Source organism: Marinobacter sp. (assembly GCF_048269445.1).
GTDB lineage: Bacteria > Pseudomonadota > Gammaproteobacteria > Pseudomonadales > Oleiphilaceae > Marinobacter.
This window is the reverse complement of sequence record NZ_JBLXIQ010000003.1, coordinates 426,800-452,588: the sequence shown is the minus strand read 5'-3', so window position 1 is coordinate 452,588 and position 25,789 is coordinate 426,800. Positions and strand designations below refer to the sequence as shown.

Genomic DNA, 25,789 nt, shown 5'->3' with positions numbered 1-25,789 from the left:
TAGGGTTAGTTAAGGTGTATGCAACCAGATAACGCTGCTAAAGTTCAGGTAAACAGGCAGGAGTATGAATAATGATGAAGCCGTTGGCTTATTCGCTTGCCCTGGTATTTGCGGGGATGTTCTCAGGGGCCGTTCTGGCAGGGTCTTCTTCTGATTCCTCTTCAGATTCCTCGGTGGAGGCGTTAAAACAGGAAACCGAGGAGCTGGGCACGGCTCTGAAGGAATATGGTTCCGACCAGAAAGAGCAGGCAGAAGATTCCATCAATGAAACACTGTCTGCCCTGGACCGGCGCATCGAAGAGCTTGAGCAACAACTCTCGGAAAACTGGGACGACATGAGCGACACCGCCCGTGAGCGGGCCCAGAAAAGTCTGGAGTCATTGCGGGAACAGAGGGCGCGCGTTCAGAGCTGGTATCAGGAGCTCAAGGCCAGTTCAGCGTCTGCCTGGGAACGCGCCCGCAAGGGGTTTTCTGAGGCCTATGAAGCGCTTTCGGAGCAGTGGAATAACACCGAGAAGGAGCTTGAAGAGGGCACGGACAAGCGGACTGACAGCATCTGATCGAGGCGTTAGCGTTTATCGTCCATGTCCATTCGGCTATGAGGACTCTTGAGGCAGTGACTCGGAAGAAAGCCGTTTGCCGGACCAGTTCTCCATCAGGCGGCAGGTTACCAGATCTCCCGTCACGTTGATGGCCGTTCTGCACATATCCAGAATCCGGTCAACGCCGATGATCAGGGCAATGCCGCCGGGCGGAATCCCCACGGTCTGCAACACCATGGCGAGAATGACAATTCCCACGCCGGGTGTGGCCGGAGAGCCTATAGACGCGCCTACCGCCATTGCAACCACCAGCGCCATGCTGCCCATGCTGAGATCAATGCCGTAAACCTGCGCAAGGAAGATGGTTGCGACGGCCTGGTAGAGCGCCGTGCCGTTCATGTTGATGGTAGCGCCAAGGGGGATAACAAACTGGGAAACCGAGGGACGGACCCCCAATTTGTCCTCCGCGGTTCGGATGGACAATGGCATGACAGCCGCAGAACTGGATGTCGAGAACGCAAGCAGTAACACGTCCTTGCTGTCTTTCAGAAAGCGCAGGGGGGGCTGGCCCGCGAGAAATTTCAGAATCAGCATGTAAACGCCCAGCAGGACGATCAATCCGGCTAAAACAGTTGCCACATAGGAGGCCATCCCCAGCATTGCCCGGAACCCGAGGGTTGTTGTCAGCTGTGCCATCAGGCCGAAGACCGCAATCGGGGCAAGCCGCATGGCCCAGCGCACGACTGTCATGCAGATCTGCTGGAGAGAGTCGAGTAGATCAAGCATGGGGCGAGATTTGTCCGGGGCCATGCTGACCAGCGCAATCCCGATAATGATGGAGAAAATCACGACCTGCAGCATCTGGCCTTCGACCATGGCATCCAGAGGGTTGCCGGGTAACAGGCCAATCAGGGTCCTGGGCAGTTCATCCACGCTCGGCATAGTGGCGGTCGGCACACTGGTTTCTCCGGTGCCAACCTGAGTTGCAAGGCCTCCCATCATGCTGCCAGGATTGATGAGATCGCCGATCCACAGACCAATGGATTCAGCGATAGCGGTAGTGATAACGAAGAAGCTGGTTACCCGCAGCCCCAGTTTTCGCAGTTGATCCAGGTCTTCACTGGCGGCGAGTCCCCTGACCACAGAGGCAATCACCAGGGGAATCACGATCATCTGGATGGTAGCCAGGAACAGTTGCCCCGGAAAGGCCAGCCAGTTACCAATCAGGGTGCCGGTTTCTGGTTTAACGAGGCCGACGGAAGGACCGAGCAATGTTCCTGTCACCAGACCAAGAAACATGCCGACCAGCACTTTCAGCCACAGCTTTCCCTGCACTAGCCCGGAAAGATAGCTACTCAGGTGGCGGAGAGGCCGGGGGTAATGATTGCTCGCCTGGTTTGTCATAATCTCGAATCATCCGTGTTTCTGTGAACTGCCTGACGGGTAGCATAGTTCAACTGACCTCCGGACGTCTGAGCCAGATCAATCACGGATGTGACAGATTTCCTCACCGCTCAACGGCCTATACTCCCCTGGAGCCAGCTTTTCGTCCAGCCGGATGTTCCCCATGCTTTCCCGGTGCAGTGCAGTTACGCGGTTTCCGGCGGCATGAAACATGCGCTTCACTTGGTGATAGCGACCCTCATAAATAGTTACCCGCGCTTCCCGGGGGGCGAGGATTTCCAGTTTCGCGGGTGAGGTTGTCAGTTGCTCGAACTCAAACCAGATGCCCTCCGCAAACCGGATGGCCGTATCCGGCGAGATCGGGTTGGCCGTGGTTACCAAGTACACTTTCGGGATCTTGATCCGGGGCTCGGTAAGCTGACGTGACCACTGGCCGTCATTGGTGAGAATCAGCAGCCCGGTGCTGGCCCGGTCCAGTCTTCCGGCAATGTGCAGCTCGGGGCGTAACGCCGGGGCAATCAGATCCAGAACGGTTTTGTGAGTATCATCGAGCGTAGCACTGAGGTAGCCGGCAGGTTTGTGGAGCATGAGGTAGTAGGCAGGCTCGCCGGCCTGAATGGTCTCCCCATCCACCCGAACCAGTGCAAACCGGTCGACCTCAGATGCAGGTTCCCTGCATGGGGCGGCGTTCACTGTTACCCGACCAGAGGCAATCAGGAAATTTGCCTGGCTGCGACTGATGCCATTAAGGTTGCTGAGAATTCGTGAAAGCTTCATGGTGTGAATCGGCTATGCTGAGTGTAAACCCCTGACCATAATACGAGGAAATGCCATGCCATTCTCTGTTGATCATCTCGCGGAACTCAACCTTCTGGGCCAGTTTCCGTCCACCTCGACCCAGGAAGGGCTCAAGGTGCATGCCCACTCGGCGGCTCCGGAAACGGTGAGGGCCGCGGAGAATTTGTATTCCAAGGGGCTTATCAGCCAGAGGGATGGAGGATACCTGACTCCGCTCGGGGCAGAAGCGGTGGAGTTGACCCAGAAGCTGCAGTCGATTCTTGGCAATCCCTGAAAGTTGGGCCGCCTGCCCGTTTCTTTGAGACGTGGTGTGCTCTCGCGTTATGGTTAACGCATGAGTGACTGGAAAAAATCACCCCTGCTGTGGATGGGTGGCAGCATCGCCGGAGTCGGACTGATTGTTGGTCTGCTCTATGCGCTCGGTGTTCACCAGCAGGTTGTCGACCTGTTGCGCTGGTTTGATGCCCAGGGTGCCTGGGCGGCCGTTCTGTTTATCAGCATCATGGTGCTCGCCATGGTGCTGTTGCTCCCGGGCGTGCTTTTGACCACCGGTGCGGGCTTTGTTTTTGGCGTTGTTGAGGGCACGACCTATGTGGTGATTGGAACCACGCTGGGGGCCGCGATTGCTTTCCTGATTGCGAGGCATTTTCTTGGTGAACACGCCCACGTTTATATTCGCAATCGAGCACGGCTCTCCATGGTGAGCAATGAGATGGCGCCCCATGGCTGGAAAATTGTGCTGCTGACTCGCCTGATCCCCTTCTTTCCGGGAAAACTTTCCAACTTCCTGTTCGGTCTCACCAATTTTTCGTTTGGCGGGTTCGTTGCGGGGACATTTCTGGGTGTTATTCCATTCTCGCTCCATAACGTGTACCTGGGCTCCCTTGCAGCGGATCTTACGACTCTTGGCGAGCGGGAGTCCGGTCGTACGCCGCTTGAGTGGGCCATATATGGTGCCGGGTTCGTAGGCACAGTACTGGCGGTGGTGTTTCTGAACCGCCTTGCCCGGCAGGCACTGGCCCGTTACCGGGTTGAAACCGAGCCAGCGGAGCGGGAGACGGGCCAATGAGCTGGATGAATTGGTTGCCCTGGCGGTATCTGGTGAAGCGGATGGCCCATCGGCATGGTTTTCTGGATCCGATAGCGCTGTTGGCAAAGCTGCACAGTTTTGCCCAGCCTTCAGAGGTTGGCGAACCGATTGAATTGCTGAGAGCCGGAGTGGTGTTTCATGCCCGGGGACTGATAAACAGCCGGGTGATTCAGCATAACCTGGACTGGGTCTGGCCTTACTGGGTTGAGCGGCAGTTTGATCCCGGAGATATAGCCTTTATTCCCCGGGCGTTTTCCATTACCCATATCAACCTGAGCAACCGTAACTGGACGGCTATCGGGCAGCCTGACGTGGTCGAGTTGCCGGTTGTTGACCCCCGGGGCCTTCTGACACCTTTCTATGACGGCTGGTCTCTGGATGCCTGGGTATTGGCCGACGACGGCCGCTGCTTGCTGCCCTCCCGCAGCAAGACCGCCCGGCAGCGTCAGGAGTTTGAGGGTGGCCCCTGTATAGTGACCGATTCAGAGCTGAATGGGTTGAGTCTGACCAGTCGTTCCCGGGTCGTGGTGGAAAACGGCAAGCCGGTCTGTGAGTTGGTCCTGATAGCCAGGTCGGAAACATCTGGCTCCCTGGTACTCTCGCTGAGGCCGGCAAACCCGGAGGGCATCAGCTTTATCAATCGGGTAAGTCTGTCAGGGCAGCGGGATGCCTGGACCGTTGACGGGAAGCAGACGGTTTTCTTCAGTCGGCCGGCCGAGCGCCATCATGTCTCGGACTATCGGCAGGGCGATGTACGGATTCACCTCCAGGACAATGACGACCAGAGTCACGGTAAATGCGATGTCGGCATGGTCACAGCGGCGGCTCTGTTTCCATTGCGAGCCGGAGAGGTTTCGGAGCTTACCGTGCGGGTTCCTCTATCGGCCGAGTCGGTTCCGGCACTTTCTTCGGGCAGCTGGTTCAGTGCCCTGAAGGGGCATGCTCAGCTGGAATGCCCGGATGAAACCTGGCAGTTCCTCTACGATGCGGCCATTCATTCTCTGGTGCTGCACTCACCAGAGGATGTCTATCCCGGGCCCTACACCTATAAGCGCTTCTGGTTTCGAGATGCTGCCTTTATTATCCACGCTTTGCTCTGTGCGGGGTTGACGGACCGAGCCGAGCGGGCGCTGAATCAGTTTCCCGGCCGACAGCTGAACAACGGATACTTCCGGTCCCAGGAAGGAGAGTGGGACGCCAACGGCGAGGTGCTCTGGATTTTGAGGCGTTTCCACGAGCTGACCGGTCGGCCCCTGCACCGGGAATGGTTGGATCCATTGCGCAAAGGCGCCCGCTGGATCCAGAAGAAGCGTCTGAGCGATGCCCTGGCCAAGCCCCATGCAGGTTTGTTGCCGGCCGGTTTCAGCGCCGAGCACTTGGGGCCCAATGACTATTATTACTGGGACGATTTCTGGGGAATTGCTGGCCTGCGGGCTGCTGAGACGTTGCTCGGTCCGGTGGATCCGGAAGGCAGCGAACGCTTTGGTGTGGGTGCCCGGGAATTTGCCCATGCGGTCGATCGCAGCCTGGCGAGATGTGCGGAGCGTCTGAAACGCCCGGGCATGCCGGCCTCCCCCTACCGTCGGCTGGACGCAGGCGCCATCGGTTCCCTGGCTATAGGGTATCCCACTCAGCTATGTAGGGCGGATGACCCAAGGTTGCTGGACTGTGTGGAATTCCTGCTTGAGACCTGCTTTGTGAAAGGGGCGTTCTACCAGGACATGATTCACTCGGGTCTCAATGCCTACCTGACCCTTCATGTCGCGCAGATTTTGCTGCGGGCCGGGGATCCCCGTTATCTGGCGCTGGTGGATGCCGTCGCCAGGCTGGCATCGCCAACCGGACAGTGGCCAGAGGCCATTCACCCCGGTACCGGAGGTGGCTGTATGGGGGATGGGCACCATGTCTGGGCATCGGCCGAGTGGGTGCTGATGGTGCGCAATTGCTTCGTGCGGGAGGAGGGCGATCGGCTGATTCTCTGTGCGGGCATTCCCACACGCTGGCTGAAACAGGACAAACCCATCCGCTTTGGCCCAGCACCGACCAGTTTCGGAACCATATTCATAACCATTGATCCCAAGCCAGGTGGTGCGCCTGAAGTGACTTGGGAAGGGCACTGGCATCAAGATGAGCCCACCATCGATGTGAAGCTGCCGGAGGTTCATCCGTGACCATCTGTGCTGGTCGTGAAACCGGTTTCCTGTATCTGTTTTGTTTGCCTGCTAACTTATAAAGTAAGCTGACTGACAGATACATCGAATCCGGTTGCAACACATGCGCTCATTGTTTTATTCGTTTTTTGTTCCTGCATTGTTTGTCTGGCTCTGGAGCACTGGTTTTATCGGCGCCAAGTACGGTTTGCCGTTTGCTGAGCCCTTTACTCTGCTGCTGCTCCGCATGCTGATGACGCTGGTGCTGCTGGCTGGTCTGGCCTGGATCATGAAGACCCGCTGGCCTGGCTGGCGTGGTGCCGGCCATCTGGCGGTTACCGGGGTGCTGGTACACGGCTGCTATCTCGGTGGCGTGTATTACGCCATTCAGGGGGGCATGGCCTCAGGGATTGTATCGCTGATTGTGGGCCTGCAACCGCTGGTGACCGCGGCCGCAGCCGTCGCTATTCTCAAAGAATCGGTCAGTGGCCGGCAGTGGGTCGGGCTGGCACTGGGGTTGGTGGGTGTCGCCCTTGTTCTTTTGGAAAAATTCGGTGTTAACGGCGCCGGGTCGGGCTTCTCACCCTGGAGCCTGCTGTGGGCGCTCTTTGCGCTGACGGGTATATCCCTGGGCACGGTATACCAGAAGCGCCATGGGACCGGGGCAGACCTGGTGGCCGGTACCATGATTCAGTATGCCGCCGCGGCAACCTTCTTTGCGGTCGGTGCCTTCACCCTCGAGACCCGGGAAGTCGAGTGGAGTCTGCAATTGCAATTATCCATGGCCTGGCTGGTGTTCGGCGTGTCGATCGGCGCGATTCTGTTGTTGATGTGGCTGATCCGTCAAGGCGCCGCCTCGCAGGTCGCCAGTCTTTTTTACCTGGTGCCACCGGTAACCGCGCTTGAAGCCTATTTATTGTTTGATGAGCGCCTCGGCGGGCTTGCCATGGCGGGCGGCCTGATCGCGATTGTCGGCGTGGCTTTGGTGGTTACCCAGAAAAAACCGGCTTAACAAGGACAAGGATTCCCGGGGATGGCTAAAGCATGACGGAAGTGACCAAAGGCGTCTGGTATGGCCTCAGTGCCTATACCATTTGGGGCTGTTTTCCATTGTTCTTCGCGCTGTTCGAAGGCGTGCCGGCGTTTGAAATCCTGATTCACCGGGTTATCTGGTCCTGCGTTTTCCTTGCCCTGGTCATAAGCGGTTTGCGGCGCTGGCCGGCCGTCAGGGCGGCCCTCGGTAATCGGGCCCAGCTCTGGCGGGTACTGGCCTGTGCCGTGCTTATTGCAATCAACTGGGGCATTTACATCTACTCCGTGGAAACCCGGCATGTTCTGCAGGCCAGTCTCGGTTACTTCCTCACCCCGCTGGTGAATGTGGCCCTGGGCATGCTGGTGCTTCGAGAGAGGATGGGGCCATGGCAAATGGCGGCCGTGATTCTGGCGGGTATTGGTATCCTGATCCAACTCATCCTTCTGGGAGAGCTGCCCTGGATTTCCCTGGTGCTGGCAGCCAGTTTCGGTACCTATGGCCTGGTGCGGAAGCAGGTGGTTCTTGATGGCCTGTCTGGCCTGTTCGTGGAAACCCTGTTACTGCTGCCGGTGGGCCTGCTCACCTTTGGCTGGCTGGTGGGAGAAGGGGTCTCCAGTTTTGGCGATAGTGCCTATATCGGAACCCTGCTAATGGCAAGCGGCATCGTTACCGCCATCCCGTTGCTCATGTTCGCAGGGGCCGCCCGGCGTTTGCGATTGGCGACGGTCGGCTTCCTGATGTACATCAATCCGACCCTGCAGTTCTTTATCGCCCTTCTGGTTTTCGGGGAGCCGCTGAGCGAAGTCCAGCTGGCCAGCTTTGTGGTGATCTGGATAGCCCTTGGCCTCTACAGTTGGTCGTCCTGGCACTATCGGCCCCGGGTAGTGGCTGGCCAGAACTGAAGGGAAGTCTTCAGGCCAGGGTGGCGAGCAGGTCGTTGATCGCCCGGGCGAAAGTTACTGGCGAATCTTCCTGCAGGAAATGACCACCTTTCAGGGTTACATGGGGCTGGTCTTTTGCGCCCGGAATTCGCTTTTGCATATAGACATCACCCCCACGGGTGATCGGGTCGCCGTTGCTGAAGGTGGTGAGAAAGGGCTTTTCCCAGCGCTCCAGAACTTTCCAGGCGTTACGGTTGGCCTCGCTTGCAGGGTCATTTGGGTGCATTGGAACCAGGCGCGGAAAGGCGCGGGCACCGGCTTTGTATTTCTTGCCCGGAAAGGGAGCGTTGTAGGCGCGGAGTTCATCAGGACCCAGTTTCCGGAATGAGCCGGTATTGATAATCCGGGCTACAGGGAACCAGGGGCTGTACAGGGCAAAGTTTTTCCAGATCTTGAACGCCGGTGGCGCTCTCTGGTCTCCGGTGGGCAGCATGCCGTTACCTACCACGATGGCCCTGAATCGGCTCGGGTTTTCTGCCGCAAGCCGCAAACCCAGCAGGGAACCCCAGTCCTGGCATACCAGCGTGATATCGGTCAGGCCGAGGTCATCAATAAATGCCTGCATCCAGTCCATGTGCTGCTGATAGCTGTAATCGCTGATAGCTGTCGGTTTGTCGGACTTGCCGAAGCCAATCAGGTCTGGCGCGATCACCCGATGGCCGGCTGCCGCACAGACAGGAATCATATGGCGGTATAGATAAGACCAGGAAGGTTCACCGTGCATCATAAGGACGGGGCTGGCCTCGGCGGGGCCTTCATCCACGTAATGCATGCGCAGCCCCCCCAACTCCACATAATGCGGATTGAAGGGATAATCCAGCAGGCGTTCAAAACGCTTTTCCGGAGTTCTGACGAAATCCATGTCACTTGCCTTGTTGTTCATTATTGTGAGGGAATAGCTATGGCAACCCACCCCGGGTTCCGTGTCAAGGGAGAGACAAGTTCAATGACCTACTGGCTGGTTTGCAACCCGAAAGCGGGTGATGGTGAGCGGGGCCGTGAATTTTGGCTGCAGCACCTTGCGGCCGCCGGAATTCCGGACCCTGAAGCCTGTGATTTCGAGGACATGGACTGGGCGGCGCGCGTCCGGAACCAGGATACGGTCATCATCGCTGGCGGCGACGGCTCGGTGAATATGGGGGCTCGCCTGTGCCGGGAAAAAGGCGCCACCCTGGCCATCCTGCCTTCCGGCACTGCCAACGATTTTGCCCGGAATCTTGAGCTTCCCGGTGAGCCGGACGCCTTGTGTAAACTGATCGCCGGCGGCACGACGCAACGGGTGGATGTGGCGGAGTATGGTGAGGGTATCTTCCTTAACGTGGCCCACGTGGGCATCGGGACCCTGCCCGCACGCGAGTCCGGCGGCGCCGGTAAAAGACTACTCGGCCGTTTCAGTTACGTTGTGGAATTGCTGCGCCGACTGAATGCCAGGCGCGGCTTCAGGGCGACCATTCGTTGTGATAAGGCTGTGGTTTCAGGACGGTGGCTTACCGTTGCTGTGGCCAGCGGCGCTTTTTTTGGCGGCGGCAATGAGATTCCCGAAGCCTCGGCCAACGATGGTCAGCTGGACGTTATCGCAGTCAGGCCCCGTCCGCTTTTCCAGCTTCTGTTCACCTTCCTGCTGGTGCGCCTTAACAAGCGGGCGCCCAAGCGCACCAGCACCATGGTTCATATGAAAGGCCAGCACTGTTCAGTGCATACCGGAAAGCCCAAAACGGTAACGGCCGATGGTGATGTGGTCTCCAAAACGCCGCTGGACGTAACCTGCTCGAGGGGCAGTCTGAGTGTTATCGGGCCAAGAGTGGTCAGCACCTCAGCTGCCAGTGGTGGGGATGACGGAATTCTCGGCTCTTTCTGACCGCTCGACCTGTCATTTTCAGATACGTTTTGTCACTGACTTTTCCGGCAGGACGCGCAATCATGGGTAGTACTGGCAAAATCAACCACAATCGCTGACACAAAATACCAAGGTGTCGATTTTGCAGCCGTTTTGCGGCCTATGGCTATCACTGAATTGATTCCAGGCGCTCGATCTTCATTCCATCTGAATCGTCGAAAAGGACAAGAGAATGCCCTCTGAATGTGTATTGGTTCCCTCAAAGGTTATAAAAGGCGTTAAATACGGCTTGATCGCGCTCACACTGTCTGCTCTTGCTCATACCGCTCTGGCGGCTGAACGCCTGTATATTTTTACTGAAAACTACCCGCCCTATAACGCTTCCGAGTCAGGAAAAGGTTTCGCCCACAGCGAAGACGGCATTACCGGTATCTGTACCGATATGGTGAAGGCCATACTCGCCCGAGTGGATTACGATTACGTGATGAAGATGCGCGACTGGAGCTATGCCTACAACTGGGTTCAGGACAGGGAGAATCACGGGCTTTTCTGCACGGCCCGGACAGACCAGCGGGAAGAGCAGTTCCAGTGGGTAGGGCCTTTGGCGTCCATTAAATGGACGTTATTTGCCGCACCGGACTCCGACATCACACTGGACTCCCTCGAAGATGCCAAGGACTTGAGAATCGCCGGGTACAAGGGCGATGTCATGTCCGGGTACCTGGTGGATCAGGGCTTTAATGTCGTGATGGGCATGTCGGGTGATGTGAACCCCCGTCGTCTGACATTGGGGCAGGCCGACCTCTGGGTGACCGACGGCCTGGTGGGGCCGCTGGTGGCGCAAGAAGAACATGGGATTACTGGCCTGAAGCCGGTGCTGGTTTTCCGGGAAACGCCTATGTACCTCGCCTTCAGCACCAATACAGACCCGGCCATTATTGAAGATCTTCAGCAGGCGCTGGATAAGGCGCGCAGTGCCGGCGAAATCGCAAAGATTGTGGCTCGTTACGAGTAAGGGCCTCGGATTAGTCTGGAAGTGCTTTCAGAACCAGAGCCCGATCTGCGGATCGGGCTCTCTGCGGTCCACCACCACACCACTGGATTCCAGCAAGTTGACAAGAATGGCAGTGTCGTCAATGTTAAGGAATTGCCCGAGGGGCACATTGGTATCGCGATGGGTGAGAGACAGTTTCGCCGGTGCAAACGGATGCACCGGTGCTTCCAGCCGGAGGCGGGCGTACCGTCTCGGTAGAGTCCACTCCGCCTGTTTCTGCTTCATGCCTTTTTCGATGTGAATATTTGTATCGTTGATGGTCACCACCTCCTGTCGCTGGCAGGCACGGGAAGTGAAGTAGATGCCGGATGCCAGTGCGATCAGTTCCAGGCCGGCAAAAGGAATGATGACCCAGGCGCCCGCCAGACTGAAGCCTGTGGCAATGATGGCGGAGATAGCCAAAAGGCCGAGCCAGACCCTGACGTTACCGTGCCAGCTCAGGGAACGGTTCGGAGTAAGCATTAGCCGGAGGCCATCCGGGCGTGGTATGCGCTCCACCATGGGCATTGCCTCAATTGCATTCTCTTCTTAATACGTGCAGCCAGTCTGCTCCGATGAGCTTTGGCAGCCTGAATCAGGTGTAATTCAAAGGCGACCGGAACCACGACATACTGGTGGCCTGATATTGATAATAGTCAACTCTCATTCGATGGTGGTGCGGTGGCTGGCAAATCCATAGTAAAAAAATCCCTGTTTACGCTTGGCTGGGCACTGGCGGGCGCTGTGCTGTTGCTGCTTGCCCTGTTACTACTGTTCCGGTTTGTGAACCCGCCCACCTCGGCGTTCATGCTGGGGCACGTCATCGCCAATCCTGACACTGAACTTCGGCAGGAGTGGGTGGCGCTGGGTAATATCTCCCCCTGGATGCCACTGGCGGTGGTCGCCAGCGAAGACCAGCGTTTCCCGTACCACCGGGGCGTAGACTTTGATGCCATCGCCAAGGTATTGGCGGAACATCGCGCCGGTGAGGGGCTGAGAGGCGCCAGTACCATTACCCAGCAGACCGTCAAGAACCTGTTTCTCTGGAACGGTCGCAGCTTCGTGCGCAAGGCGCTGGAGGCCGGCCTGGCGCTAACCATGGAAGTCTTGTGGCCCAAACGGCGCATCATGGAGGTGTATCTGAACGTTGCTGAATTCGGACCGGGGATTTACGGCGTGGAGGCGGCCAGCCGGGCCTTTTTCGGTATCGGCGCCAGTGAACTCTCGCCTGGCCAGTCAGCACGGTTGGCAGCGGTACTGCCCAATCCGCGGGTATTGAATGCCGCGGATCCGTCGCCTTATGTCTGGGAGCGGGTAATGTGGATCCGCGGGCAGATGACGCAGTTGTCCGGGCTGCGCTACCTGCAGGGACTATATGAGTAAATGAGTGTCACCGCCCACAGTATCGCCGTTCCGGGCGGCCGACACTGCCGTAGGTGACTTCCGCCGACAATTCCCCGGAGCCAACCAGGAACTCCAGATAGCGGCGGGCGGTGGTTCGGGAGGCACCGATGGCGTTGCCCACTTCCTCGGCGCTGTGGTGGTCGCCGCTGGCCATCACCTCCCGGATTTTGTCCAGGGTCAGTGCATCAATGCCCTTGGGCAGGCGATCGTCCCCGGGGTGGCTGTCATCAACGGTGCTCCGGGGTAGCAGTGCGTCTACTTCCTTCTGTGCAACCTGGCGGAGACCGGACAGCCGCTCCAGGTGTTCACGGTAACGGTTGACGGCCTCCTGCAGGCGTTCAAAGACCAGCGGTTTGAGAATGTAGTCGAACACTCCGCCCCGGAGAGCGCTTCGAAGGGTGTCGACTTCCTTGGCGGCGGTGATCAGGATGACATCGCTGCTGCTGTCCGAAGCCCGCAATTCCCGCAATAGCTCCAGGCCATTGCCATCGGGAAAGTACACATCCAACAGGATCAGGTCCGGAGCCAGCACATCAATCTGGTCCCGCGCGTCTGCCAGGGTGTGGGCGATGCCACAGAGTTCGACCTGCTCCAGTCGTTCCACAAACCGTCGCTGAATCTCCGCTATTTTGCGGTCATCTTCGATGATCAGGAGTCGAATGGGGGTCAACGGGTTGTCCTCGCGTCCGGTGTTTTAGGTAAGTATAGAGTAAAGCGGCTGCCGCCGGTGGGCAGGTTCTCAACCGTGACTGAGCCGCCCCAGCGGTTCAGGAATAGCCGCACAAGGTGCAGCCCAATACCGTGTTCGTCGCCCTCCTTGCTGCTGACCCCCTTCTCGAAGATCTCCTGCTGGGCGGACTGGGTAATACCGGGGCCCTGATCTTCCACCTCGAAAATCAATTCCTGCCCCAGATCGGTCATGGAGAGCTGGACCCGGCCCCCTTCGCCGGTATGAAGCCGGGTCGCCTCCAGGGCGTTGTCGATGAGGTTGCCAACTACACTGACCAGCTGATCTCTGGGCAGTCTCTCGGGTATGTCAGCCATCTGGCTGTCCGGATCAATGTCCAGGTGCAGGCCCATTTCCCGTGCCCTATTGTATTTACCCAGCAGGCAGCCGGCCAGGACCGGATCGGGCACTGCTTCCAGTAGCAGGTGCAGCAGCGCCTGGTGATCACTGACTTCACTGCCAATCAGGGCCATGGCCTCGTCGGTGGCGCCAATCTGGATCAGGCCGGCAATGGTGTGCAGCTTGTTGGAGTATTCGTGGGTCTGGCTGCGCAGGGTATCGGCGTATTGCTGGATGCGGGTCAGCTGGCGGCTAACCTGATCCACCTCATCACGCAGACGGAAACTGGCCACCACGCCAATGATGTCGCTACCTTCACGCACCGGCAGCCGGTTCACAACCATTTGCCGGCCCCGCAGCCACACTTCCCGGTCGAAATCCGGGATCCCGGATTCCAGCACTGACAGCAGGTCGCTTTCCGGCAATACCGACAAAATCGGCTGGCCGGCCAGGGGCGTTTCCGGTTCCAGCCCCAGGGTGTCCAGGGCGGTCCAGTTGACAGTGGTAATCAGGCCTTCCCGGTTGATGGCAATGATGCCTTCGCGAACGGACTGCAGGGTGGCATCCCGTTCCCGGAACAGTCGCGCGATCTCTTCCGGTTCCAGGCCGAAAATCGCCCGTTTGAACCGGCCGGCAATCACGATAGCCGCAACAATGCTGATCATCACCATCATTCCAATGACCCCATAGAGCACAAAATTGTATCGCTCAATGGTGGCCTCAACCTGAGCCAGGCTGTAACCCACCGACACGATGCCGATAATCTTTCCGGTGTCCGGAATGATCACTGGCGCCTTGCCGCGCACGGACTCACCCAGGCTGCCCATGGCCCGAGCTACGTAGGCCTCGCCGTGCACCAGTGCCTGGCGGCCGTAATCACCGTCGTCGTCGGCCATGGAGTGGCCCAAGCGAGCCGGGTCCGGGTGGGCGAGGCGGATGGCGTTGTGATCGCCGATCACGATAAACAGGGCTTCGTTAGTGTCCGCCAGCCGGTCCGCCAGGTGGTTGAGTTCCGCGACGTTCCGGTTCTGGATGCCGGAAATGACCGCCGGTGTGGCGGCCACGGTCTTGGCGACCATCAAGGCCCGCTGGCCGATCTCGTCGTACAGGGATTCACTCAGATAATAGCCGGCAAAGACACCAATCAGGACTGTCTGCAAGGCACCGACGAGCCCGAGTGTAAGAATCATGCGGGTTTTGAGTTTGGTCTTTCTAAGCACGGTGCGGACTGCTGATGTTGTTGTCGTTTGATTATCAGGGTAATTCACGCCGGGAATGATTGCCCGTGAACTTTATGAACAAAACGGCCATTAGTTTCTTTAAAGGTTTTACGACCACAAACTTCTAGACCGTGCCGATCCACCTTTAACCTGTATGCGAGTCGCCCCATTGGCCTTGCCAACAGGCCTGCCTCGGGAGCGATCACAAAAACAAACATGAGGTGACACAATGTTGATCAAACGTACCCTGTCTTTTGTGGCGGCGGCCGCCGTCAGTATGTCTGCCCTGGCCTGGGAGCCATCCGGAAAAGTTGAGTGCATCGCGCCGTCTGATCCCGGTGGCGGCTGGGACTTTACTTGCCGCAGTGCGGGTAATGTGATGCAGGAACTTGGTCTGATTGATGGCAGTGTACAAACCGTCAATATGGCCGGTGCTGGCGGTGGTGTGGCCTACGCACACACGGTGAGCAAGCGTGCCGAAGAAAATAAATTGCTGGTTGCGGCGTCCACCGCCACCACCACACGCCTGGCACAGAAACAGTTTCCCGGCATGAACGCCGATATGGTGACCTGGGTCGGCGCACTGGGCGCCGACTACGGCGTCATCGCCGTAGGCAGGGATTCCGAATACAAGAATCTGAACGACCTGATGGCCGCTGTCAGTGCCGATCCCAGATCCGTCAAATTCGCCGGTGGCAGTGCCCGGGGTGGCTGGGATCATCTGAAGGTATTGATTACCGCCAAAGCCGCGGGTGCAGACGACCTGCCGCGCATTCCGTACCTGTCCTACAACAACGGTGGTGAGGCTATGACCCAGGTGGTCGGCGGTCAGGTTGATGCTTTTACCGGAGATATCTCCGAAGCCACCGGTTTCATGGAATCGGGGGACCTGCGCGTACTGGCTGTGCTCGCAGACGAGCGCCTGCCCGGTAAGTTCAACCATATTCCGACAGCCAAAGAACAGGGTATCGAGGCTGTTGGTCCGAACTGGCGCGGCTTCTACATGCCCAAAGGAGCGGATGAGGCGGCCAGGGAATACTGGGTCAACGCCGTGGACACACTGTATGCCAGTGAGGAATGGAAGAAGGTCATGAAGAGCAATGGCCTGATTCCATTCCATCCGCCGGCGGACAAGTTTGATGAGTTTGTCAAAAACCAGGTTCAGGAGATCGAACAACTGTCCCGCGAAATCGGTCTGCTGAAATGACAGGCGCTGGTGATCGAATACTCGGTCTGGGCCTTCTGGTCCTCGCCGTTGCCTATGGCTGGGCTGCCCAACAGTGGCCCGAGCCATTCGGCGGTGCCGAGGGCGTGGGGCCCGAAACCTTCCCTACCATTCTGTCGGTGGTTCTGGTGGCTGGCAGCCTTTACCTGATGATCAAGCCGGATCCGGACGCGCGCTGGCCTGTAGGCAAGTCCGCACTGGAGCTGGCAATTTCCGTGGTCGTGCTGGTGATTTATACCCTGCTTCTGGAACCTCTGGGCTTTGTGATTTCCACGACATTGGCCGTCGGTACATTGAGCTGGCGCATGGGTGGTACACCCGTCAGGGCTTTCCTCACCGGCCTGATCAGTGCAGTTGTGGTATTTGTGCTGTTTAACTACGGCCTGGACCTGAGCCTGCCCGGTGGCCTGCTGGAGGTGAATTGATGGAAACCCTGGGCTTTCTGATGGAAGGGTTTGCGGTGGCGTTGACCCCGTACAACCTGATGTTCGCACTGTTGGGCGCCTTTGTGGGAACCTTGATTGGCTGTCTGCCGGGCCTTGGCCCCGCCAATGGTGTTGCCATCATGATTCCGCTGGCGTTCACCCTGGGGCTGCCTCCGGAAACCGCGATGATTCTGCTGACCTCGGTGTATGCCGGCGCCATGTACGGTGGACGGATCTCTTCGATCCTGTTGAATATTCCGGGGGATGAGCCCGCGATGATGACCTGTCTGGACGGCTACCCCATGGCGCAGAAGGGCCGGGCGGCGGACGCCCTGGCCATTTCCGCCATCGCATCGTTCACCGGCGGCCTGATCGGGACTATTGGCCTGATCATGCTGGCGCCCATTCTGGCAAAATTCGCCCTGACTTTCGGTCCGGCGGAATACTTTGCGCTGTTCATGCTGGCGTTTGCCACCCTTGGGGGTATCACCGGTAAAAACCCGATGAAAACGGTGATTGCCGCGACCATTGGTATCATGATTTCCACTGTTGGTATTGATATCGCGACCGGCACTCAGCGGTACACCTTCGATATCCTGGAGTTGTACGAGGGTATTGACTTTATCCTGGCCATTGTCGGCCTGTTCGCGATTTCCGAGCTGCTGTTCTTTGTTGAGGCCCGCATAGGTGGTGGTCGCAAGAAGATGAGCGTGGGCAAAATAACCCTGAGCTTAAAGGAGCTGGTCAGCACTATTCCGACCCAGCTTCGGGGCGGAGTCCTGGGCTTTATTGCCGGCGTTTTGCCCGGTGCCGGTGCGTCTCTGGGGAGCTTTATCAGCTACACCCTGGAAAAGCAGGTGCTGGGCAAGAAAGGCACGTTTGGCGAAGGTGATATTCGGGGGGTGGCGGCGCCAGAGGCCGGCAATAACGGTGCATCTTCCGGCGCCCTGGTGCCGATGCTGACCCTGGGTGTACCGGGTAGTGGAACCACCGCCGTGCTGCTGGCGATGCTGATCTCTCTCAACATCACTCCGGGCCCGTTGATGTTCACCCAGCATGCCGATATTGTCTGGGGCGTGATTGCGGCTCTGCTGATCGGGAACGTGCTGTTGCTGATAATCAACATACCCCTGGTGGGCTTCTTTGTCAGGCTGCTTTCGGTACCACCGATGTACCTGTTGCCCATCGTGACCATGGTGGCCTTCGTGGGAGTTTATTCCATCAGCCACAGCACCTTCGATCTGTACTTCATGGTGGCCTTCGGTGTTGGCGGGTATTTCCTGCGCAAGCTTGAGATCCCCCTGGTGCCGATCATACTCGGCCTCCTGCTGGGTCCGGAAATGGAGAAAAACCTCGGGCACGCGCTCATTCTGTCCGACGGTGACTGGACGGTACTGTGGTCCAGCCCACTGGCCATCGGGTTCTGGCTGGTGGCCGGTCTCGGGCTGGTGCTGCCAACGCTGGTAGGGCCAATTCTCCGCCGGCGGATGCGGGCAGCACTGAAGGAGGGTCCAGTCAGCGATTGACCCTGTCTTGAATGCTCTTACCGGACGATCTCTTGTCAGTCTTTGCACCGGGCTTTGCCCGGTGTTTTTTATGGCCTCAGAGGGACAGATCGATCACACTGTGGACCATTGAGGTAGATGGACCGATGACCCCGTTTCGATGAGTTTTTGGTAGGATAGTGACGGGTTTGTCCGGGGAAGGATTGTTATGAGGGTGATGTTACTGGGTGCCACTGGCCTGACGGGTGGCAAGGTGCTGGAAGGGTTGCTGGTTAGAGATGAAATTTCTCAGGTGGTCGCACTGGTCCGCCATAAATTGCCGACCCTCCACGAGAAACTGCAGCAGCATGAAATCGACTTTGGCCAAATGGCGGATCATGCGGATCTGTTCAATGTGGATATTATTATCTGCTGCCTTGGCACAACCATCAAAAAGGCCGGCTCCCAGAGCAAGTTCCGCGAGGTGGACCTCGGCTATCCCCTGAAGGCAGCAGAGCTAGGCAAGTCGCAGGGCGTGAGGGCCTTTATTCTGATGTCCGCCATTGGCGCGTCGTCCTCATCGACGATCTTCTATAACCGGGTGAAAGGGGAGCTTGAAGATTCCGTGAGGGAGCTTGGTTATCCCTACCTCTCCATCTACCACCCCAGCCTGTTGTTGGGTGACCGGAGGGAGCATCGAACCGCCGAAGCGCTGGGCATCAAGGCCATGCCGCTGATCAACCGCGCGCTGATCGGGCCGCTGGAAAAATACCGGGGCATTGATGCGGCAACGGTGGCCAGTGCCATCGTCAACGAAGTGTGCAGCCTGGCCTCTGAACCGGCCGCTGAACGCGTGATTCAGATTCGCGAATACGACGAAATTGTCAGGTTGGCGGATTAGCCTGGCGAGACACTGGTCATTTTCCGTTCAGGATGCCGAACACCAGACGTCCTGCCAGGCCAACCAGAATGGCACCAAAAACTCGCTCGAACCACACGGCTTTTTGCCTGAGCAAGGCCAACCATTTCGGATTGGAAAACAGCCACGCGACGATCAGGTACCAGCTGGTGTCGATGATCAAAGCCGTGGCGGCATAGCCGAACTTGGCCACCAGACTGGTGTCCGTACCGACTACCTGGCTGAACAGGGCCAGGAAAAACACGGCGATTTTCGGGTTGAAGAAAGCAATCAGAAAGCCATCCCGGGCCGCGCTTTTTGAGGTCGGGGGTTCCGGTAGCTCTTCGTCGGCCTTGCGCTTTGCCATCAGCCCTTTGACCCCAAGCCAGGCCAGGTAGAGGGCTCCGCCCCATTGCAGGATCGAGAAGGCGATGGGGGAGGCGGTGATGATGGCGGCCAGCCCGAGGATGCTCAGAAAGGCATAGATTCCGACGCCGATACCGTGCGACAGGGCGGTAATGACACCATTGCGGCGCCCGCCAGTCAGCGTCTGCTTGAGCACCAGTGCCAGTGAGGGGCCGGGTGACATGGCACCGAGAACACAGATGGCGACAACGGTCAGCCAGGTGGCGAGTGTCATTGCGGATCAGTCCCTTGCAAGTGAAACAGGCCGCCAAGTTTAGCAGCCTGTTGCTTGCAAAAAACGTCAGAACTGCAACCAGTTCAGTCCCTATTCGCCAGCCAGGATCCAGCGGGCGGCTTTCTCTGCAATCATCAGAGTGGGGGAGTTGGTGTTGCCACTGGTGATGGTGGGCATAACGCCGGCATCCACCACTCTCAGGCCGGCCACCCCGCGGACTCGCAGGTGGGGGTCCACCACCGCCTGCTTATCGTCGTCGCGACCCATACGGGTGGTGCCCACGGGATGGAAAATGGTGGTGCCGATATCCCCGGCCAGTTTCGCCAGCTCATCGTCGCTCTGATACTGCAGGCCGGGTTTGAATTCTTCTGGCTGGTACTGCATGAACGCAGGTTGCTCAGCGATGCGCCGCGTTACCCGCAGTGAATCCGCCGCCACTTTACGATCTTCCGGAGTACTCAGATAATTGGGCGCAATGGCCGGGGCCTGTTTCGGGTCGTTGCTACGAATCCGCACCGTACCGCGGCTGGTCGGGTTCAGATTGCAGACGCTGGCGGTGATGGCAGGGAAGTCGTGTAATGGCTGGCCGAAGGCGTCCAGACTGAGGGGCTGGACGTGGTACTCAATATTGGCATGCTCGTAGTCCTCAGAACTCCGGGTAAACAGGCAAAGCTGCGACGGCGCCATGCTCATGGGGCCGGAACGGGTGAGCAGGTACTCCAGGCCGATGCGGGCCTTGCCAATCAGTGAGTTGGCCATGTTGTTCAGGGTGGTGACCCCCTTCACCTTGTACACGGATCGGATCTGGAGATGATCCTGCAAATTCTCACCCACACCGGGCAGGTCCGCAACCACATCAATGCCGTGTTCTTTGAGCAGATCGGCCGGGCCGATTCCGGACAGCTGAAGCAATTGCGGAGAGCCGATGGCGCCGGCGGAGAGGATAACTTCTCTGTCTGCCCGGGCAATAATTTCACCATGATTGGGTCGGTCCACCCGCACACCGGTGCAGCGGGGTCCTGGGCCGGAGGCTTCCGTTTCAAGGCCGAGTACGTGAGTGGAGTGCCAGAGCGTAAGGTTGGGGCGCTTTTCGGCGTCCCGGAGGAAGGCTTTTGAGGTGTTCCAGCGCCATCCCGAGCGTTGGTTTACCTCAAAGTAGTCCACACCCTCGTTATCTCCACGGTTGAAGTCCTGGGTCCGGGGAATGCCAGCTTCAACGCAGGCCGTGGCAAAGTCTTCCAGCACTTTCCATTTCAGGCGCTGGCGTTCCACGCGCCATTCGCCACCATGGCCGTGGTATTTGCTGTGCTCCGGATCGGTGTCTCCGCCGTCATCCAGCCTGTGGTGATCTTCGTGGTACATGAAGTCGGGCAGGCAGTTGTCCCAGCGCCAGGCGTCCTCGCCGGTGATCTCCGCCCATTGATTGTAATCCCGGGCCTGGCCACGAATGTAGAGCATGCCATTGATACTGGAGCAGCCGCCCAGGGTTTTGCCCCGGGGATAGATCAGGGACCGGCCATTCAGCCCGGGATCCGGCTCGGTGCGGAAGCACCAGTCGGTGCGCGGGTTATTGATGCAGTAGAGGTAGCCGACGGGGATGTGGATCCAGTGATAGTTGTCCCGGCCGCCGGCCTCGATCAGCAATACCCGGTTGGCCGGATCTGCACTCAGGCGGTTGGCGAGCAGGCAGCCGGCGGTGCCGGCGCCTATCACGATGTAGTCGAACTCCTGATGTCCCGTTGCTTTGTTGTTGTCGGACATAGCGCTTTCTCCGCAGCTGGTTCAGCCGTTACTTGGCGGTCGGCATGACAAATTCTGCACCGGCGTCGATGGAATCGGACCAACGCTGCATAATGGATTTCTGGCGGGTGTAAAATTTCACGCCTTCTTCGCCGTAGGCATGGGTGTCGCCGAACATGGAGCGCTTCCAGCCACCGAAGCCGTGCCAGGCCATGGGAACTGGAATCGGCACGTTAATGCCCACCATGCCGACCTGGATGCGGCGACCGAACTCCCGGGCCACACTGCCGCTTTCGGTAAAGCAGCTGACACCGTTGCCAAATTCATGGTCGTTGATCAGTCGGATGGCGGTAGCAATATCTGGCACTCGCACGCAAGCGAGAACCGGGCCAAAGATTTCTTCCCGATAGATGGTCATGTCCGGCGTTACCTGATCGAACAGAGATCCGCCCATCCAGAAACCGTCTTCACAGCCTTTCCCGGTGTTTGAGGCATCAAACTCCCGGCCATCAACCACCAGTTTGGCACCTTCGGCCACGCCCTTATCAATGTAGCCGGTAATGCGCTGGTGTGCGGCGGCCGTGACGATGGGTCCCATCTCGGCGTCCAGGTCCTCGCCGTTTTTCACGTTCAGCGTACGGGCCCGTTCAACCAGTCGTGGCACGATCTGATCCGCCACATCGCCAACCAGAACCGCGACGCTAATGGCCATGCACCGCTCACCGGCGCTGCCATAGGCCGCGCCGATCAGGGCGTCGACGGCCTTGTCCAGATCTGCGTCGGGCATCACCACCATGTGGTTTTTCGCGCCACCCAGGGCCTGGATACGCTTGCCGTGTCTTGCCCCTTTCTCATAAAGCAGGTTGGCGATCGGGGTGGAGCCGACAAAGCTCAGGGCCTGCACATCCGGGTGCTCAATCAGCGCTTCAACCGCTTCCTTGTCGCCCTGAACCACGTTGAAAACGCCATTGGGCAGGCCGGCCTGACGGAGCAGGTCGGCAATCATCAGCGATGCGCTCGGGTCCAGGGGGCTGGGTTTGAGGACAAAGGTGTTGCCCGCGGCGATGGCGACCGGGAACATCCACATGGGTACCATGACCGGGAAGTTGAACGGGGTGACCCCAGCGACCACACCGAGTGGCTGACGGGTGGTCCAGTTATCGATGCCGGTGCTGACCTGTTCGGTATAGTCCCCTTTCAGTAACTGCGGAATGCCACAGGCAAATTCCACAATGTCGATGCCCCGGGCCACTTCGCCCTGGGCATCGGTGAAGACCTTGCCATGCTCGGCAGTGATGGCCCGGGCCAGGTCGTCTTTGTGTTTGTTGAGCAACTCCAGGAATTTGAACATTACTCGGGCGCGCCGGATGGGTGGGGTATCGGCCCACGCGGGGAAGGCCGCATTGGCCGCGGCAACGGCATCGTCCACATCTGTGCGATTGGCGAGGGCAACCTGACCGCTCACCTGGCCAGTGGCCGGATTGAACACGTCCTGAGTCTGGTTGGACGTACCTGACGATATTTCGCCATTGATATAATGCAGTATGGTTGCGTTGGTCATGGGTGCCTCGACTAATTCGCGTAAAATCTTCGGGAGATGCCGTTTTATCTTATTTTTCAGGCTTCTTATCGAAATTGGTGGATATTTAACCATACAGGTTAGAGCGGATCAGAGGCCAAAGCAATTGAGATTTTCAAAAGCTAGATATAAGATAATATTATATCACTTCGATGCGAATGAGGCCTTATGCACCCCCTCCAGAGCCTGCGGGCATTCGTTACGGTTGCCCGTGAGGGCAGTGTGTCCCGTGCGGCGGTTCGTCTTCACCTGACCCAGCCGGCGGTCAGCCTGAAACTCAAGCACTTGCAGGATGAGCTGGATCTGAAGCTATTTCTGCGCAAGCCCCAGGGGCTGGTACTGACGCCGGATGGTCAGGCCCTGCTGCCCTCGGCTGAGAAAGCGCTGGCGGCCATGGCGGCGTTCGAGCAGAGCGCCAGGGCGCTGCATAGTACCCTGCGAGGGCGTCTCAGGATCGGCACCATTGTCGATCCCGAGTTCATTCGCCTGGGCGCATTTCTGCACCGACTGGTGGAGCGTGCACCTCAGTTGGAAACGGAGCTTCGGCAGGGTATGAGTGGTAGCGTACTGGAGCAGGTCAGGGATGGCCGGCTGGATGTCGGGTTTTTTCTGGCTCCGCCGGGAGTGGGGCCCGGGGCGCTGGCGCCTGAAGTGGCCCATCGTGAGCTGACCCGGTTTCATTATTATGTGGTTGCACCGGCCGGCTGGGGGCAACGGATTCTGTCAAGCGAGTGGTCGGATCTTGCCGGTATGCCGTGGATTGTCACACCCGACAACTCTGTCCACCATCGGCTGCTCAAAGATACCCTGGAACCGCTGGGACTGATGCCCCACGGCGTTGCCCAGGTCGACCAGGAGGCCTGCATGCTGGATCTGGTTCGGGCCGGCGTCGGCCTGAGTCTGGCCAGGGATGCCCTGGCCATGGCCGAGCGCCAGGAAAGGGGGCTGGTGGTTGTGGAGGGGGTCCAGCTGCCCTGCGCACTGAGCTTTATCTGGCACCGTGACCGGAAGGATGAACCGCTGATTTCCGAGGCGCTTGAGGCTCTGGCAGGGGTTTGGAATCTGTCTGCCGCAGCTTAGCCCAGGGTGGCATCCAGAAACATCATGACCACAAAGCCACCCAGCAGGCAGAAAGTGGACATGATTTTCCACTGCCGGTGATGGGTTTCCGGGATGATTTCATTGCTGATGATGAACAGCATGGCACCTGCCGCGAAACCGAGTGTCCAGGGCATCAGGGGTTCTGCCAGCCACACCATGGTGGCGCCAAGCAGACCGCCCAATGGCTCCGCAAGCCCGGTCATCAGGGCAATGCCGAAGGCCTTGGCCCTTGAGTAGTCGATGGCCAGCAGAGAAAAGGCGACGGCCAGGCCTTCCGGAATGTTCTGAAGGCCAATGCCGGTGGCAAGCACATAGCCGTTGTTTACGTCACCGCCTGCAAAGCCGACGCCTACTGCCATACCCTCGGGAAAGTTGTGTAAGGTGATAGCGATAATAAATAGCCAGATGCCCCGGATATAGGAGGCATCCGCCCCTTCCCGCCCCAGTTCGAAATGCTGGTGCGGAAGTTTCTGATGCACGAAGAACAGGGCTGCGGCACCCGAAAGCAAGCCAAAGATGACAATGAGCGCCGCGCTCCAGGTTTGCCCGGTGATTTGCTCTCCGTATTCAAGCCCGGGCAACAGCAGGGAAAAGAACGAAGCGGCCAGCATCACCCCGGCCGCCGCGGCCAGCATGCCATCCCGGAGTCTGTGGCTGACACTGCGAACCAGAAAAATCGCCAAGGCGCCCACCCCGGTGGCCAGACCTGCAAACAGACTGGCCAGAGTCCCCAGCCAGACAATACCGATATCAGGCGTCATTCATGCTCCTGTTGGCTTGTGGCTTCAGCACAACTGTGTTGCTCCGGCGACAGCAGTAAACCGGATTCCGACCCGGAGCACCAGACCTACAGCAAACGGCAGATGGCTTCGGATATGGATTCTGTGATGAAGGCATTCGGGCATCAGGGTTCCAGCGTCGCCGGTCATCACCGAGGTGCCCGGGTGATTCACCGGCTGTGTCTGGACCCGGATTATTACCTTCGAGAGAAGCTCAGGCGGTTTTTCTTAACGCGATAGCCGGGTGTTCAGGCCGCAGTCTTCCTTCGCCAGGCCAGTTCGTTGGTAATCGTGGCCTTCGGCTGCAGCATGGCGAAGTCTATGTCGGCGATTTCCTTGCCATCCTTGAGGCGCTGTACAAAGTCCGGATTCGCCAGAGCTTTCTTGCCCACTGCAAGCAGGGCTCCGGGAAACTGGTTGGCAACAACCTGGCAGTTGGTTTCATCAATGTTGCCATTGATGATCAGTTCGATGCCCTCAACGCTGGCCGCCACGCTTGCCAGACTCTGATCGCCTTCGATGAAGTGCTTCCGGTTAACGTCTCCGTCGGTGGTGTGGACGAAATCCGCGCCGGCATCGCGCACCGCTTCGACAATCTGGCGGAATCCGGATTCGCCTTCGGGCAACTGATAGTCCGGATCGGTTACCGTGCCCTGTGACAGGCGGATCCCTACCGTAAAGCCCTCGCCAACAGCCTCGCGAACGGCACGGACCACTTCCACCAACAGACGTAGGCGGTTCTCCATCGGCCCACCGTACTCATCTTCCCGGCGGTTAAAGTGGGTGCTCAGGAACTGGTTCAGAAGATAGCCATTGGCACCGTGAATCTCAATGCCGTCGAAACCGGCGGCTTTTGCATTGGTGGCGGACTGTGCGAAACCATCGATAGCGGCCAGAATATCGGCCTTGGTCATCGCCTTCGGGAATTTCCATTCTGTCTGGTCGCCATAGAAGCCGAGCGGAGCGCCTTTTGGAATTACCTCGCTCGGACCCAGCGGTTGATCCGTATAACGGTTAGCCTGGAATTGGGCACCCGCGTGCATCAGCTGTACCACGATCTTGCTTCCTGCTGCGTGTACCCGGTCCACGATGGTCTTCCAGCCGGCAATCTGGGCATCGTTGATGATTCCGGGCTGATTGGCGTAACCCTGGCTGGCCTTGTCATCGGTGTAGGTGCCTTCGGTGATTACCAGCCCGAACCCGCCTTTGGCATAGCCTTCATAATGATCGGCCATCAGGCTGTTGGGCGTGCCGTCGGGCTCCGCGCTGGTACGCGTCATCGGGGCCAGCGCAAACCGGTTAGGTACCTGGATAGATTTGAATTTTTTGGACTGCATCACGTCGCTCATAGATACCCTCATGTGTCAGTGAATTGATGGGCATCTACTATCCGGCCGCAG

The 25,789-nt window shown here is 58.4% G+C and carries 26 protein-coding genes; 15 read left to right on the top strand and 11 right to left on the bottom strand.

Features of this window, described 5'->3' with window-relative positions; translation table 11 throughout:
- Positions 1-71 precede the first annotated feature (71 nt).
- On the top strand, positions 72-560 hold the full coding sequence (locus ACN0XM_RS08375; protein WP_417566471.1) for a hypothetical protein: 489 nt from the start codon (positions 72-74) through the stop codon (positions 558-560).
- Positions 561-596: 36 nt separating this feature from the next.
- Here ACN0XM_RS08375 and ACN0XM_RS08370 read toward each other — a convergent pair whose 3' ends face one another.
- Complete coding sequence (locus ACN0XM_RS08370) at positions 597-1,946, bottom strand: dicarboxylate/amino acid:cation symporter (RefSeq protein ID WP_417566470.1); 1,350 nt, start codon at positions 1,944-1,946, stop codon at positions 597-599.
- Positions 1,947-2,024: 78 nt separating this feature from the next.
- On the bottom strand, positions 2,025-2,723 hold the full coding sequence (locus ACN0XM_RS08365; RefSeq protein WP_417566469.1) for a pseudouridine synthase: 699 nt from the start codon (positions 2,721-2,723) through the stop codon (positions 2,025-2,027).
- Positions 2,724-2,778: 55 nt separating this feature from the next.
- Between ACN0XM_RS08365 and ACN0XM_RS08360 the strand changes: the two genes are divergently transcribed.
- The 5 genes from ACN0XM_RS08360 to rarD all read left to right on the top strand — a co-directional run bounded on the left by ACN0XM_RS08360 (position 2,779) and on the right by rarD (position 7,919).
- Positions 2,779-3,018, top strand: coding sequence for a TIGR02647 family protein (locus ACN0XM_RS08360; RefSeq protein WP_417566468.1), 240 nt, complete (start codon positions 2,779-2,781; stop codon positions 3,016-3,018).
- 60 nt (positions 3,019-3,078) lie between these two features.
- Positions 3,079-3,813, top strand: a complete 735-nt coding sequence (locus tag ACN0XM_RS08355; protein ID WP_417566467.1) for a TVP38/TMEM64 family protein — start codon at positions 3,079-3,081, stop codon at positions 3,811-3,813.
- On the top strand, positions 3,810-6,005 hold the full coding sequence (locus tag ACN0XM_RS08350) for a hypothetical protein (RefSeq protein ID WP_417566466.1): 2,196 nt from the start codon (positions 3,810-3,812) through the stop codon (positions 6,003-6,005). Before ACN0XM_RS08355 ends, ACN0XM_RS08350 begins: the two co-directional genes overlap by 4 nt.
- Before the next feature lie 103 nt (positions 6,006-6,108).
- Positions 6,109-6,996: a DMT family transporter gene (locus tag ACN0XM_RS08345; RefSeq protein ID WP_417566465.1), complete on the top strand. Its 888-nt coding sequence runs from the start codon at positions 6,109-6,111 to the stop codon at positions 6,994-6,996.
- 32 nt (positions 6,997-7,028) lie between these two features.
- A complete protein-coding gene (gene rarD, locus ACN0XM_RS08340; RefSeq protein WP_417566464.1) occupies positions 7,029-7,919 on the top strand; it encodes an EamA family transporter RarD in 891 nt (296 codons plus the stop codon).
- 10 nt (positions 7,920-7,929) lie between these two features.
- Here the strand turns inward: rarD and ACN0XM_RS08335 are convergent, their stop codons facing one another.
- Positions 7,930-8,820, bottom strand: coding sequence for a haloalkane dehalogenase (locus ACN0XM_RS08335; protein WP_417566463.1), 891 nt, complete (start codon positions 8,818-8,820; stop codon positions 7,930-7,932).
- An 84-nt stretch (positions 8,821-8,904) separates the two neighbouring features.
- Between ACN0XM_RS08335 and ACN0XM_RS08330 the strand changes: the two genes are divergently transcribed.
- Together ACN0XM_RS08330 and ACN0XM_RS08325 are read left to right on the top strand one after the other, a co-directional pair.
- Positions 8,905-9,816 carry a diacylglycerol/lipid kinase family protein gene (locus tag ACN0XM_RS08330; protein WP_417566462.1) on the top strand — a complete coding sequence of 304 codons (912 nt, stop codon included), beginning with the start codon at positions 8,905-8,907 and terminating at the stop codon, positions 9,814-9,816.
- A gap of 211 nt (positions 9,817-10,027) precedes the next feature.
- Positions 10,028-10,810 carry a substrate-binding periplasmic protein gene (locus tag ACN0XM_RS08325; RefSeq protein ID WP_417566461.1) on the top strand — a complete coding sequence of 261 codons (783 nt, stop codon included), beginning with the start codon at positions 10,028-10,030 and terminating at the stop codon, positions 10,808-10,810.
- 27 nt (positions 10,811-10,837) lie between these two features.
- On the opposite strand, the gene ACN0XM_RS08320 is transcribed toward ACN0XM_RS08325, so the two are convergent.
- Entirely contained in the window at positions 10,838-11,350 is a 513-nt protein-coding gene (locus ACN0XM_RS08320) for a DUF2244 domain-containing protein (protein WP_417566460.1), read from the bottom strand.
- Positions 11,351-11,509: 159 nt separating this feature from the next.
- On the opposite strand from ACN0XM_RS08320, the gene mtgA reads away from it, so the two are divergent.
- Entirely contained in the window at positions 11,510-12,211 is a 702-nt protein-coding gene (gene mtgA, locus ACN0XM_RS08315; RefSeq protein WP_417566459.1) for a monofunctional biosynthetic peptidoglycan transglycosylase, read from the top strand.
- 7 nt (positions 12,212-12,218) lie between these two features.
- On the opposite strand, the gene ACN0XM_RS08310 is transcribed toward mtgA, so the two are convergent.
- Positions 12,219-12,902 (bottom strand): response regulator, encoded by a 684-nt coding sequence (locus tag ACN0XM_RS08310; protein WP_417566458.1) that lies wholly within the window; start codon positions 12,900-12,902, stop codon positions 12,219-12,221.
- Positions 12,899-14,488, bottom strand: coding sequence for an ATP-binding protein (locus ACN0XM_RS08305; protein ID WP_417566607.1), 1,590 nt, complete (start codon positions 14,486-14,488; stop codon positions 12,899-12,901). Before ACN0XM_RS08305 ends, ACN0XM_RS08310 begins: the two co-directional genes overlap by 4 nt.
- A 259-nt stretch (positions 14,489-14,747) precedes the next feature.
- On the opposite strand from ACN0XM_RS08305, the gene ACN0XM_RS08300 reads away from it, so the two are divergent.
- The 4 genes from ACN0XM_RS08300 to ACN0XM_RS08285 all read left to right on the top strand — a co-directional run bounded on the left by ACN0XM_RS08300 (position 14,748) and on the right by ACN0XM_RS08285 (position 18,553).
- The gene (locus ACN0XM_RS08300) at positions 14,748-15,725 is read left to right on the top strand and encodes a Bug family tripartite tricarboxylate transporter substrate binding protein (RefSeq protein WP_417566457.1); all 978 of its coding nucleotides are present in this window, start codon (positions 14,748-14,750) and stop codon (positions 15,723-15,725) included.
- Complete coding sequence (locus ACN0XM_RS08295; protein WP_417566456.1) at positions 15,722-16,168, top strand: tripartite tricarboxylate transporter TctB family protein; 447 nt, start codon at positions 15,722-15,724, stop codon at positions 16,166-16,168. The genes ACN0XM_RS08300 and ACN0XM_RS08295 overlap by 4 nt, the downstream gene beginning before the upstream one ends.
- On the top strand, positions 16,168-17,694 hold the full coding sequence (locus ACN0XM_RS08290; RefSeq protein WP_417566455.1) for a tripartite tricarboxylate transporter permease: 1,527 nt from the start codon (positions 16,168-16,170) through the stop codon (positions 17,692-17,694). Before ACN0XM_RS08295 ends, ACN0XM_RS08290 begins: the two co-directional genes overlap by 1 nt.
- Before the next feature lie 187 nt (positions 17,695-17,881).
- The gene (locus ACN0XM_RS08285; RefSeq protein ID WP_417566454.1) at positions 17,882-18,553 is read left to right on the top strand and encodes an NAD(P)H-binding protein; all 672 of its coding nucleotides are present in this window, start codon (positions 17,882-17,884) and stop codon (positions 18,551-18,553) included.
- A 16-nt stretch (positions 18,554-18,569) separates the two neighbouring features.
- On the opposite strand, the gene ACN0XM_RS08280 is transcribed toward ACN0XM_RS08285, so the two are convergent.
- From ACN0XM_RS08280 to ACN0XM_RS08270, 3 genes are all read right to left on the bottom strand, one after another.
- Entirely contained in the window at positions 18,570-19,190 is a 621-nt protein-coding gene (locus ACN0XM_RS08280; protein WP_417566453.1) for a LysE family translocator, read from the bottom strand.
- A gap of 90 nt (positions 19,191-19,280) precedes the next feature.
- Positions 19,281-20,951: a GMC family oxidoreductase gene (locus tag ACN0XM_RS08275; protein WP_417566452.1), complete on the bottom strand. Its 1,671-nt coding sequence runs from the start codon at positions 20,949-20,951 to the stop codon at positions 19,281-19,283.
- Between the two features lie 28 nt (positions 20,952-20,979).
- The gene (locus ACN0XM_RS08270) at positions 20,980-22,491 is read right to left on the bottom strand and encodes a CoA-acylating methylmalonate-semialdehyde dehydrogenase (RefSeq protein WP_417566451.1); all 1,512 of its coding nucleotides are present in this window, start codon (positions 22,489-22,491) and stop codon (positions 20,980-20,982) included.
- Positions 22,492-22,677: 186 nt separating this feature from the next.
- Between ACN0XM_RS08270 and ACN0XM_RS08265 the strand changes: the two genes are divergently transcribed.
- Positions 22,678-23,589 carry a LysR family transcriptional regulator gene (locus ACN0XM_RS08265; RefSeq protein ID WP_417566450.1) on the top strand — a complete coding sequence of 304 codons (912 nt, stop codon included), beginning with the start codon at positions 22,678-22,680 and terminating at the stop codon, positions 23,587-23,589.
- On the opposite strand, the gene ACN0XM_RS08260 is transcribed toward ACN0XM_RS08265, so the two are convergent.
- A complete protein-coding gene (locus ACN0XM_RS08260) occupies positions 23,586-24,371 on the bottom strand; it encodes a ZIP family metal transporter (RefSeq protein ID WP_417566449.1) in 786 nt (261 codons plus the stop codon). The two genes, ACN0XM_RS08265 and ACN0XM_RS08260, sit on opposite strands and share 4 nt — an antisense overlap.
- An 18-nt stretch (positions 24,372-24,389) precedes the next feature.
- Here ACN0XM_RS08260 and ACN0XM_RS08255 point away from each other — a divergent pair, with 18 nt between their 5' ends.
- Positions 24,390-24,629 carry a hypothetical protein gene (locus tag ACN0XM_RS08255; RefSeq protein ID WP_417566448.1) on the top strand — a complete coding sequence of 80 codons (240 nt, stop codon included), beginning with the start codon at positions 24,390-24,392 and terminating at the stop codon, positions 24,627-24,629.
- 8 nt (positions 24,630-24,637) lie between these two features.
- Here the strand turns inward: ACN0XM_RS08255 and ACN0XM_RS08250 are convergent, their stop codons facing one another.
- Positions 24,638-25,738: an NADH:flavin oxidoreductase gene (locus ACN0XM_RS08250; protein ID WP_417566447.1), complete on the bottom strand. Its 1,101-nt coding sequence runs from the start codon at positions 25,736-25,738 to the stop codon at positions 24,638-24,640.
- Positions 25,739-25,789 lie beyond the last annotated feature (51 nt).